The organism is Gemmatimonas sp., from assembly GCF_044345575.1.
Classification (GTDB): domain Bacteria; phylum Gemmatimonadota; class Gemmatimonadetes; order Gemmatimonadales; family Gemmatimonadaceae; genus Gemmatimonas.
Genome location: NZ_JBIJAW010000087.1, coordinates 1 through 11,334 on the forward strand (window position 1 = coordinate 1; position 11,334 = coordinate 11,334).

11 protein-coding genes are annotated in these 11,334 nt (G+C 66.6%); 3 read left to right on the plus strand and 8 right to left on the minus strand.

The genetic code is table 11. The features are described 5' to 3' along the window. From ACIQ6O_RS07320 to queC, 6 genes are all read right to left on the minus strand, one after another. Positions 1-716: hypothetical protein (locus ACIQ6O_RS07320; RefSeq protein WP_396207120.1), on the minus strand; the 716-nt coding region annotated here is incomplete at its 3' end. A 125-nt stretch (positions 717-841) separates the two neighbouring features. Beyond that, a complete protein-coding gene (locus tag ACIQ6O_RS07325; protein ID WP_396207121.1) occupies positions 842-1,681 on the minus strand; it encodes a YdcF family protein in 840 nt (279 codons plus the stop codon). Continuing rightward, entirely contained in the window at positions 1,678-3,741 is a 2,064-nt protein-coding gene (locus tag ACIQ6O_RS07330; RefSeq protein WP_396207122.1) for a S9 family peptidase, read from the minus strand. Before ACIQ6O_RS07330 ends, ACIQ6O_RS07325 begins: the two co-directional genes overlap by 4 nt. Before the next feature lie 127 nt (positions 3,742-3,868). Next, on the minus strand, positions 3,869-4,444 hold the full coding sequence (locus ACIQ6O_RS07335) for a C40 family peptidase (protein WP_396207123.1): 576 nt from the start codon (positions 4,442-4,444) through the stop codon (positions 3,869-3,871). 265 nt (positions 4,445-4,709) lie between these two features. Next, complete coding sequence (gene queE, locus ACIQ6O_RS07340) at positions 4,710-5,348, minus strand: 7-carboxy-7-deazaguanine synthase (protein WP_396207124.1); 639 nt, start codon at positions 5,346-5,348, stop codon at positions 4,710-4,712. Positions 5,349-5,350: 2 nt separating this feature from the next. Continuing rightward, the gene (gene queC, locus ACIQ6O_RS07345) at positions 5,351-6,070 is read right to left on the minus strand and encodes a 7-cyano-7-deazaguanine synthase QueC (protein ID WP_396207125.1); all 720 of its coding nucleotides are present in this window, start codon (positions 6,068-6,070) and stop codon (positions 5,351-5,353) included. Between the two features lie 100 nt (positions 6,071-6,170). On the opposite strand from queC, the gene ACIQ6O_RS07350 reads away from it, so the two are divergent. The 3 genes from ACIQ6O_RS07350 (at position 6,171) to ACIQ6O_RS07360 (ending at position 9,404) form a co-directional block, all read left to right on the plus strand. Beyond that, positions 6,171-6,911, plus strand: coding sequence for a TerC family protein (locus ACIQ6O_RS07350; RefSeq protein WP_396207126.1), 741 nt, complete (start codon positions 6,171-6,173; stop codon positions 6,909-6,911). A 265-nt stretch (positions 6,912-7,176) separates the two neighbouring features. After that, complete coding sequence (locus ACIQ6O_RS07355) at positions 7,177-7,479, plus strand: hypothetical protein (RefSeq protein ID WP_396207127.1); 303 nt, start codon at positions 7,177-7,179, stop codon at positions 7,477-7,479. Between the two features lie 107 nt (positions 7,480-7,586). Continuing rightward, positions 7,587-9,404 carry a hypothetical protein gene (locus ACIQ6O_RS07360; protein WP_396207128.1) on the plus strand — a complete coding sequence of 606 codons (1,818 nt, stop codon included), beginning with the start codon at positions 7,587-7,589 and terminating at the stop codon, positions 9,402-9,404. Between the two features lie 28 nt (positions 9,405-9,432). On the opposite strand, the gene ACIQ6O_RS07365 is transcribed toward ACIQ6O_RS07360, so the two are convergent. Continuing rightward, entirely contained in the window at positions 9,433-10,842 is a 1,410-nt protein-coding gene (locus tag ACIQ6O_RS07365; protein ID WP_396207129.1) for a glycogen-binding domain-containing protein, read from the minus strand. A 62-nt stretch (positions 10,843-10,904) separates the two neighbouring features. Further along, a partial coding sequence (locus ACIQ6O_RS07370; protein WP_396207130.1) for a hypothetical protein occupies positions 10,905-11,334 on the minus strand: 430 nt, incomplete at its 5' end.

Here is an 11,334-nt window from a genome sequence, read left to right on the forward strand (position 1 = left end):
ACGAGCGTCTTGCCGAGCTTCACGATGAGCAGCCCACGCGAGCCGCCCTCTTCGGTGACCACACCGTCGGCGAGCAGCTGGCGGCGCGACGAGACCACGTAGAACACGCGGTTCTCTCGCACATCCATGGCCTTCACCGTATCGGTGAGGACCTGCTTGTCGGTGGTGAGCTGGGCGTTCTGCGTCCGGAGCGAGCGGATCTCCTCCTGGAACACCGCGATCTCCTTGTCCCGCTGTTCGAGGCGGGCATTGAGATCCGCCAGGAGCGTCGCGGCCGCGGTGGAGTCGGCGCGCATCCGCGTGAGCGTATCAAGCAGCGCGCGCACCTGCGACTGCCGCGCGGCGAGACGCTGCCGCATCTGCTTGAGACGATCGAGAATGTCCTTCTGCGCCGCCGCCGCTTCGACCTTCCCCGACTCGTCGCTCTTGTTCACACCGACCTTCGACGAAAGGCCGCGCACCTGGCGAAGCTCCGCGTCCACCTCGTCGGCGAACTTCGAGGCCTCCACGACCTGGGCGAGCGCGCGGTCCTTGTCCGCCGACGAGCCGGCCATGAGCCCCTGAATGGAATCGCGCTCCGCGGTGGCGGAGGCGAGAGCCGCGGCGAGCGAGTCGGCGCGGGCGCGCGAGGCGGTATCGGTGCATGCGCCGGTGCACAGCGCAGCGATGATGGCCGCTGCTGCCGTGGCGCGATGACGAACGCGAAGTGCGAACATGGGGAACGGGTTCAGGGAAAACGCTGGTGAACGGAAGGAACGTACTGGTGTTCACCACCCCGTGAAAGTGCGCCATGTCACCGATCATGCACCGGTATGTGCGCCCCATCACAACCGCTGCGTCGTTACATCCAGCCGCGGAATCGGTAGAGCAGGGTGGCCGCGGTCTCGTACATCACATCGGCAAAGGCGAGACGGCGTTCCACGGGATTCGCCAACCGGGAGGGAGAATAGCTGCGCGATACGGCCGGCAGGCACTCTACCACCATCCCCTCGCGTTCGAGCGCTGCGCAGGCGCGTCGGGTGTGCGACGGGGTGGTGATGGCGACAACCCGTTGCCAGCGGTGTGTGCGGGCGAGGGCAGCAAAGGCCAGCGCCTCGTCGCGGGTGCTGAAGACCCGGCGCACAAAACGCGGCTCCACCTCGGGGGCAAAAGCCTGTACGAGCTCGCGCTGGTCCCGTTCAGAGTCGGGAACCGTGGGGTCGCTTTCGTCGCCCACCACCGACAGCGCCACCGCCGGAATGCGCCGCCGTTTCGCCTCCTGCAACCCGGTGAGCAGTCGGTCGAGGGCGGGGCCTTTGACGCGGCCGTCGCCGTTTACCAGTCCGGAGAAGACGACCACCGCATTGGGCGTGGTGCCCGGGATTGGCACATCCCGGCGCATGAACGCGGGGAGCAGGGGCTGCACGACGGGCGTGTAGGACACCGCCAGCAGCACGCCGGCCGCGGCCGCTGTGGCACCCCAGAGCCACACGCCCACGGCGGACGGCGCCAGCAGAGCGCCCCCCGCCATGAACGTCACGCGCGCCCAGGTAATGCTCAGACCGGCTGCTTCGAAGACGCCGAGGCCGTCCAGCAGTTCCATGAGTCCGAGCGCGAGCAGCGCGCCGGCCACGCGGAGCTGCCAAGCCGGGGCGCGTACACCGATGTTTGCGCCCCGGCCGCGAAAGAGCAGGTCGCTCACTCCTGCGTGATCTTGCCGGTCGGCGGCTGCCGGTACTTGTCGAACCAGCTCCGCAGGTAGAGCTGCGTACGGAGGAAATTGCTCGGCGTCGAGCTCGTGCCGTGCCACTCGTTGTTGAAGCGGATCATGGCCGTGGGCACCTTCCGGACCTTGAGTGCCTCGTAGTACTCCTCGGTCTGCCCCATCGGTGTGCGCAGATCGTTCACACCGGTCATGAGCATGGTGGGCGTCTGTACGTTCCCCACATACATGAGCGGTGACCGCCGCAGATGCTCCGACGGGTCATCCCACGGATATTTGGCGAAGTTGTAGTACCAGCTCGAACCGTCGGTGGTACCCACGAAGCTCATCCAGTTGGTCACGGGGCAGTTGGCGCTTGCCGCTGCGAAACGGTTGGTGTGTCCCACGATCCAGCTGGTGAGTACACCGCCACCTGAACAGCCGAACACGTACATCCGGTTGTTGTCCACGAATCCGCGGTTCAAGACGGTGTCCACGCCGGCCATGAGGTCGTCGTAGTCCTTGCCGGGATATGCGTTCTTGATGGCGTTGCCGAAGGCACTGCCATACCCGGTGGAGCCACGCGGGTTGGTGTACAGCATTACGTACCCGTTCGACGCGTGGTCCTGCCGCGAGAAGTTGAAGGCCACGTTGTACATGCTGTGCGGGCCGCCGTGAATCTCCAGCATCAGCGGGTACTTCTTGCTGGCATCGAAGCCCGCCGGCTTCACGATCCATCCCTGGATCTTGTAGCCATCGACCGACGTGTACCACACCTCTTCGGTGGTCGCGAGCTGCTTGCCCGCGAGCACATCGGCATTCACTTCGGTGAGCTGCTTGAGCGTCGTCGTGCGCACGTCGAACGCCACGATGTCGTTGGGCTTGGTGGGTGTGGTGTTCACACCCACCGCCATGAACGACTTGCCGAGGTCGGTCACGGTGAGCACCTGCACGCCCTTCGTCACCTGGCGTACGTCACCCTTGAGTGATACGAAGTACAGGTTCTTCGACCCTTCGTTCTCCACGTTGAAATACACGCCGCTGCCGTCGGGCGACCAGAGCATCCCGGCCGGTGAGCGATCGAGCTTTTCGGTGAGGGCGCGCACGTTGCCGCCATCGGCATCCATCACGTAGAGAATGGCATCCTTCCACGTGGCATCGGTGCTGTCGTAGCCGGTGTAGGCCACGTAGCGTCCGTCGGGCGAGGGCGTGGGATTGTTGTCGGGCCCTTTGCGCTTCGTGAGGGCGCTGATGGCACCGCTCGCGACATCCACCGCATAGATCTCACTTTCGCGCCACGCGTACTCGGCGTCGGGCGTGCGGAGCGAGGTGAAGAGCAGGCGCTTGCCGTCGGGCATCCACGTGGTGCCGTTGGCGGCCCACTCGCCGGTCGTCACCTGACGCGGCGTGCCACCATCGGCGGGCACGGTGAACAGCTGACGAAGACCGTTCTCCAAGAAGCCCTGCCGGTCGGCGCGATACTTCACCTTGGTGACCACGCGTGGCGGTTCGGTCCACTTCGCGCCCTTCGGCGGCGCGGGCATGGCGATGCGCATCTCTTCGTTCTGCCGCACGAGCATGCCGAAGGCGAGTGCCTTGCCGTCGGGGCTCCACTCCACGTTGTCGGGCGACTCGGTGAGCCGCGTGATCTGCGTGGTGGCGCCTTCAGCGTCCATGTAGCGCACCCAGATCTGCGCGCCACCAGGTTCACCCGGGGCGATGTACGAGATGCGCGTGCCGTCGGGCGACCACTTCGCGTCGCTGCCCTTTACCAGGAAGCGATTGCGCGTGCCGTCGGCGTTCATGATCCACACCGACGATTCGCGCTTGTCGTTCAGCTGATCGATCCACGTGCGCGTGTAGAGGATCTGGCGACCGTCGGGAGAGAGCGACGGACTCGCCACATCCTCCCAGTTGAAGTAGTCAGCGATCGTGAGGCGGTTCGCCGGGGCGGTCGACGGTGCGGTGGCCTGCTGCGCACGAGCCGGTGAAACGAACGCTGTCGTCGCCGCGAGGAGGGCGAGGGACGCGGTAACGAAGTGATGCGGGGACCGATGCATCGGGACTCCATGAGTGGAAGGCGGGAACTATGCCTCCTACGCTGCGTCGCGAACCGGCGTTGCGCAATGATAAACGCCCGTGACCCAAGGGCCACGAGCGGCGATGCCACAGGGCGCGAGCGCGCGGTTACTTCGAGATGGAATCGGCGAAGGCGAGAATGCTGTCGCGCAACTGGGTGGTGTTGGCGTCGACGAAACGGCGCACACCTTTCCACTGGCGAATGAGCGGGCTTCGCTTGGTGAGCGAGGTCTCGATGACCTGACGCTGCGAGGTGCTCGCGTGCACCATCTTGCCATCACCCACGTAGATACCGACGTGCGAGATGCGCTTGCCGCGCCCGAACGTGAGCACATCGCCGGGCTTGAGCGCCGCGACATCCTTCGGGACTTCCGTGCCCACCTTCGACTGCCCCTGCGCCGTGCGCGGCATCACCACGTCGAGCATGCTCATCGCGTACCGCACGAGGCCGCTGCAGTCGAGGCCGATGCCGGGCTTGGTCCCGCCAAGCTTGTAGCGCGTGCCCACGCTGCCACGCGCCTTTGACACGATGCTGTCGCGCAACCGCTCGGCTGACGCACTGAACGCGGCAAACGGCTTCTTTGATTCGAACGTCACGCCACGGGAGTCCTGTGCCTGCGCCGGTGCCGCCGCGACGAGCGCGGCAGCAAGCAGAGGAAGCAGGGTACGCGGGGGACGGATCACGGAATCGTGGCCGGGACGAGGGGTAAGGCAGAGGCCGCTCTTTAGCAGCGGATCGTGAAACTATTCACGGGGAGAGACCGCCGCCAGAGTCGGGTATTACAGCCGTGATGAGGGGATCGAACTTGCCGGTGTCTTAGAAGTAAGAGAGTTTGGCTGACGGCTGACGGCTGCAAGCTGAAAGCTGAAAGCTCCCCCGGCGGATTACGCGATCGGCGGAGGGAGCTTTCAGCTATCGGTCCTCAGCTTTCAGTCCAACTTCTGGCCCCTACCGAATCCCCACCACCTTGTGCGTCTGCACGCTCAGCCTCCACTTGGGGTTGGCCAGGCAGTACGCGAGCGCGGATCGGGTGTTGGCGGCCACGTCGGGGCCGTCCATGGGCTGCAGCAGGAAGTGCCTGAAGGCCATCCCCTCGAACCGTTCGGGCATCGCCAGGGGCTGAGGGTACACCAGCTTGAGTTCGTCGCCAGCCGTGAGCACGACGGGCGCGTTCGCCTTGGGGCTCACGCAGATCCAGTCGAGTCCGGGCACGGCGGGCTGGGTTCCGTTCGTCTCCACAGCCACTTCGAAGCCCTCGGCGTGCAGCGCGACCACCGCGGCCTCGTCCAGCTGGAGCAAGGGCTCACCGCCGGTGCACACCACCAGCGGGCGCACATCGGCCGGGGCATCGGCCGGCCACCGGCTCTTCACGAACGCGGCCAGCGCCGCCGCGGTCGTGAATTTCCCGCCGTCGGGGCCCACGCCCACGAAGTCGGTATCGCAGAAGGTGCACACGGCCGTCTCGCGATCCGCTTCGCGCCCTGTCCACAGGTTGCACCCGGAGAACCGGCAGAACACGGCCGCCCGACCTGCGTTGAGCCCCTCACCCTGCAGGGTGTAGAAGCACTCCTTGACCGTGTACGCCACGGTCAGCCCGCGTAGGCGATAGGGTCCTGCGATCCCGCTTCGGCGAACCCGCGGAGACGCAACTGACACGCATCACAGTGCCCGCAGGCCGTCCCGTCCGGCTCCGGATCGTAGCAACTCGTGGTCAGGCTGTAATCCACGCCCAACTCGTGCCCGAGCGCGACGATCTGTGCCTTGGTGAGGTGCTGCAGCGGGGCATGAATGTGGAGGCGCTGCGTCCCCTGCACACCGGCCGCTGTCGCCAAGTTGGCCATCTGCTCGAATGCCGCCACGTATTCGGGGCGGCAGTCCGGGTAGCCGGAGTAATCGAGGGCATTCACCCCGATGAAGATGGCATCGGCCCCGAGCACCTCCGCCCAGGCCAGCGCGAACGACAGGAAAATCGTGTTGCGCGCGGGCACGTAGGTCACCGGGATTTCGTCGGTCGCGTGGTCCACGTCGCGGTCCTTCGGGACGTCCACGTCGGCGGTCAGCGCCGAGCCGCCCCACTGCCGCAGGTCGATGTCCACCACCACGTGTTTGGCTACGCCCATAGCGCTCGCCACTCGGCGTGCCGCCTCGATCTCCACCGAGTGCCGCTGGCCGTACCGGAAGGTCATCGCGTGCGGCGCATACCCCTCGCGCTTGGCCACCGCGAGCACGGTCGTGGAGTCGAGTCCCCCTGAGAGGAGGACGACGGCGGGCTTGCCGGCCGCCGGGCTTGGGTTCGGTTCACCGGTCATATCGGGGGAAAACTAAACGGACCGGGTGCCGGGTACGGAGCTCGGTCACCGATCGCTGCCCCGACTGCCATTTCACAATGCAACTGGCGATGCTTCCCGCATGTTCGACTGGCTCTCTGATCCGCAGGCGTGGGTATCCCTGCTCACCCTCTCGGTGCTCGAGGTCGTCCTCGGCATCGACAACATCATTTTCATCAGCATCCTCTCCGGCAAACTCTCGCCGGAGGATCAGCCGAAGGCGCGCTCGTTCGGTCTGGCCGGCGCGTTCGTCACCCGTGTGCTGTTGCTGCTCTCCATCACGTGGGTGATGCAACTCACGCGGCCGCTGTTCACACTGTTGGCCCATTCGGTGTCGGGACGTGACCTGATTCTGCTGGTGGGTGGTCTCTTCCTCATCGGGAAGGCCACGCTGGAGATTCACCACAAGCTCGAAGGGCCCGACGCCGAGGAAGAGCAAGCGGCCCGCGCGGGTCGCTCGCTCTGGACCACGGTGGCGCAGATCATGGTGCTCGACATCATTTTCTCGCTGGATTCGGTCATCACGGCTGTGGGTATGGCCGAAGACGTGAGCATCATGATCCTCGCCAATGTGGTGGCGCTGTGCGTGATGCTCGTTGCCGCCAAGCCCATTGGTGCCTTCGTCGATCGCCACCCCACTGTGAAGATGCTGGCGCTCGCGTTCCTCGTGCTCATCGGCACGAACCTGGTGGCCGAGGGGATGGGGCAGCACATCCCGAAGGGCTATACGTACGCCGCCATGGCTTTCTCGGTGATCGTGGAAATGCTGAACATCAAGGCGAAGGCGAAGCAGGAAAAGCGCGGAGCGAGCGTCGGGATGTGAGAACTGAAAAACCGACAGCTGAAGGCTGAGAGCTGAGAACTCCTCCCGAAGACCGCGTGATTTCCAGGGGAGTTCTCAGCTTTCGGTTCTCAGCTTTCGGTTCTCGCTGCTTGGACTTCCAAAAACTCGTTATCGTCCGTCCACTTTTGTGGACGGGCTGAGTTTCGGGGTTTTTTCAAGTGTTTTAGTGACATGGGTTTGTGCTTTTTCCGTCGGCTGGCCTCGACCCTGCGCTGTGGCTCCGTGTCACCAACCGGAGCTTTCCATGACGTCCTCGCTCGTTCGCCCGTTCGTTGCCGCCACTGTTCTGTCGCTCACTGCCGCCACGGTGCAGGCCCAAACGGGCGCGGGGGCGCACCTCACCCCCTACGCGGGTTACCTCGTTACCGGCAACTGGTATGACGGGCCGGTGGGGACGAGTCTCGCCACGACCAACGCGCCGATGCTCGGCGTGCAGGCCAAGGATTGGATCGGACGCTTCAACTCCGAAGACGCCATCGGCTTTCGGACCGAGGGCAATCTCGCGCACAACTGGGCCCTCACGGTGGGGGTGACGCTGCGGTTCTGACACCGAACGTCCCCACCCGGCTGCCGCGCGAGGCTCCGGACGATAGGTTGCAGCTGCGGGTCGTCTGGCCCGCCGCCACTCTTCGCTCAGCACACGTGGATCAGCTCGTGACTCAGCTCGTCGGTCGGTTTGCTTCCTGGATTCGTCGCCCCTGCCTCGCTGTGGCATCGCTCGGGCTGATCGCCGGCGTGGGGCTCGCCCCGCAGATCCTGACGGCGCAGAACGCGGCCGCGGCGACCAGCGCGTCGCCCATCGACACCAATCGCTTCGCCGCGTCGCGTGATCCGCTGCGTGGCAACACCAACAGCCTGAGTGCCCTCGGCTCGTCGGCCCGCGGGCAGCAGGAAGCGTTCGAGCGCAATCACCGCCTCGGTCTGCGCTTCTACAACGGCGGGGCCGACGCATCATGCGAAGTGCCGCTCGGTCGCATCTGCTATTGGAACAACAACGGCGACGTACCGCCGCCTGCCGAGCGCGCTGACGCGAAACTCGAGCGGGAGCAACTGCTCGATCTGCTCGGTCGCGCGCAGGCCGCCGATCCCAAGGATGATTGGGTGAGTGGCATGCGCGTGCGCTACGCGATCGAAGGCGGCTTCGCCGACATGGCCATCACCGCGGCGCGCGCCTGTGCGGGTACCGAGTGGTGGTGCCAGGCGCTGCGCGGGCTCGCGCTGCACAATCTCAATCAGCACGCGGCCAGCGCGGAGGCGTTCGACAAGGCGCTTGTCTCCATGCCGGCGGAACAGCGTTGTGCGTGGACCGACATCACCATGTGGCTCGATCCGTTCCAGCACGAGCCGTACAAGGCGATGGGATGCGAGGGGAGGCAGGCGCGCAACGCGCGCGTGCTCCGTCTCGCGCAGCCGCTGTGGATGCTGCCAGGCAACGACGTCCGCAACGAACTGTTCGCCCGGCGCACGATGTCGCGCGTGCATTCGCTCGGGCGCATTCCCTACGATCTGCAGTGGGGAGACGATTTGCTGGAATCGCAGGTGCGCTACGGGTGGCCCACGGCGTGGTCGGTGCAGAATGGCGGGGTGGCCGATCCGCGCCCGCCCCAGGTCGTCGGGCACGAGCCCACGCCGAGTTACGACTTCATGCCCACCGTCGAAGCCATCGAGAATCCGCTCTCGGCGCAGGCCGGTGATTGGGATCCGAAGCGCAAGAAGGCGCGCATGCGCTACAGCACGCGCTATGCGAACGGCTTCGGTAATCTGCCGTATCAGTTCGCGCGCTTCCGTCGTGGTGACACCACGTTACTTGCCGGCGGCTATCGCCTCATGCGCGAGCTGGAGATGGGACGCGCGCCGTATACGGCCGGACTCACGCTCGACCGGCTCGACGGCAGCGCGGCGCGTACGGTGACCAAGGACAGCGCCGGTGCCAACGGGGCCGTGCTCGTGCCGTTCACATCGCCCACGATCGCGAGCCTCGAGGTGTTGGCCCCGGTCGGGAAGCGCGCGGCCCGCGTGCGTACGGTGGTGCAGCCGCTGCCGACCGACACCCGCCTCTCCGATTACCTCCTGCTGCAGCGCGGCGATGAATCGCCGACGCCTTCACTCGAGCGCAATGCGGGGCAAGCGTACGGGTCGCTCGAAATCGAGGGGGGCACACGGATCGGTATCTACTGGGAGATGTACCGTCCGGCCTCGCCCAACGCGCCGCTGCAGGTCTCGATCCGCGCCACGCGCCTCGGCGCGAGCTTCATGCAGAAGCTCGGCGCCTCCATCGGATTGTCGAAGGCACTCACACCGGTGTCGATCAAATACAACGACAATGGCCGACCGGATGGCGGCCCGGGGCGCAGCCTGACGCTGAACTTCCCGCCGGTGGCGGCGGGCGACTACCAGCTGACGGTGCTCGTAAGCGGAGCAGGCGTGACGGACTCCACCACGCAGACGATCAGAGTGCGGCCGAAGCGCTAAATGATCGGAGGTCGGACGTTCGGAGCTGTTACCGTCGGACGACCAGCACGCCCACCGCACTCCCGAATTCGTCGTTGCCGATGGGCAGCCCCGGGGGGGCGATCCACTGGCCACCATCGGCTCGCACGGCGAGCCGATGGGCCCCCGGCGGTAGCTTGAGCTCGGCGCGCCAGCGCCCGCTCGTGAGCCGACGCATGCGCGTGATGCTCCACTGCGTCGCGTCGCCCATGAGTTCCACGGATTCGGCGCGCGGGGCATCCACGAGCAGCACCACCCGCAGCGTGTCACGCACCAGCGATTGACCCGATTCGTCGCTCTCCGGCGCCTCAGCCTGCGCATGTTCCACCGACAGGCTGTCTACCGTGCCAAGTGTGCGCGTCTCGAAGGCGAGAATGCCCGTGGGCGTTCCGTCGCCATCGCGCCACGGCAGCCGCGAGAGCCGCACGCCAAGCGCCACCACCGGTGAGAAGTTCGCTGTGGACCGGGGGCGCAGTTCGTCACGCAGCATGGCCCCCTGCATCGTGGCCGCATTGCTGGCCGCGGCGCCTACCAGCGACAGCCATCCGGTGACGGGCTGCACGACCGCGAGCGAGGCGACGGTAGGCACGGCCTGGGGTAGAGGAGCGAGGGCATCGCTGCGCAGCCAACTCGCCACGGGGGCCGTGACGGACACGAGCCATTGCGTCTGGCCGGTGTTGAAACCGACCGAGGCGATACCGGTCGCGAGATCGCGACGCTGCACCGTGCGCAGCGAGCTGCTGGTCACCTGTCCGGCATTGCTCGGGACACTCACGCTCACGCGCGGCACGTCCACGCTCATCGTCTGTCTGGTCACGCGCGTGGCGCGCTCATACGACATGCCGACGGCGAATTCGATACCGGCGTAGGTGGTCACGAGCCCCGCTTCGGCTCGTGCCAATTGCCCGGCATCGACACGGCGCGTGACGGTGGTATCGACGGGCGACGGCGAGGCCAGAACCGGCGTGGACCCCATGCCGGACATCAGCGCCTTTTCGCCGTACACGCCCGACGCGGGGGTGCCGTTGACCGCGGAGCGGCCGTAGCTGACGGCACTCCAGATGCGGTTCTCGCCCACGCGCGTGCGGGCGCGAAGGGTCAACAACCCCTGCGACTGCGCACCGCCCGTCATGCCGTCTTCCAGGCGCAGATTACCGCTGGCGAGTGCGGCCACGCTCACGCGCCCGATACGACCCATCGACTGCGTGGCGCCCAGCCACACGTCATTGCGCTGGGCAAGCGCGTTGCCGCTGCCGTTGGGGAGCGACGCGACGCCGAGCACCGAGAAGGTCGGGGCATCGGTGACCGGCCCGATAGTGGCGGCGGGCGCCATGGGGGCATCGCCACGCACCTGCGCGTGCAGCGCCGAGAGCGGCGCCGCTTCGAAGACCGCCAGCGCGCATGGCAACGCGCACGGCATGGCCCATCCACTGCTCCGGAGGGAGCGGCGGCGCAACGCACGGGCGGTACGTCGGCGAAGCGTCACGGTTCGGGCGGGCGGACCGGTTTGCGGTCGGGAGAGATGGGCGCTGCCACCGCGGGCGGCACCCCTGTGGCCTGAACGTAGCGATTGAGCGCATCGAGAGCCATCCCGGGTCCCCGCTGCGCATTCTTGGCGACCGTCGCCTGCAGCCCGAGCAAGATGTCGTCGGACCGCGGCGCCCGTGCGAGCCTGGCTACCGCCTCCTGGGCATTGGCCATGGGGACGCCACGCCGGACAAGGTCGGTGAGGACCACCAGCGGCACCACCACTGATTCCCGCCCGCGGCTTGTTCGCATCGCCTCCACGGCGCGCTCGTCGAGGCCGGCGCGCAGGGCAATCGCCGCCGCTTCGAGTTCATCCTCGCGGCTCAGGTCGCCCAAGGCGCGCTTGGCATGGTGTAGCGCCGCCGCGTGCTCGCGTACCACACGG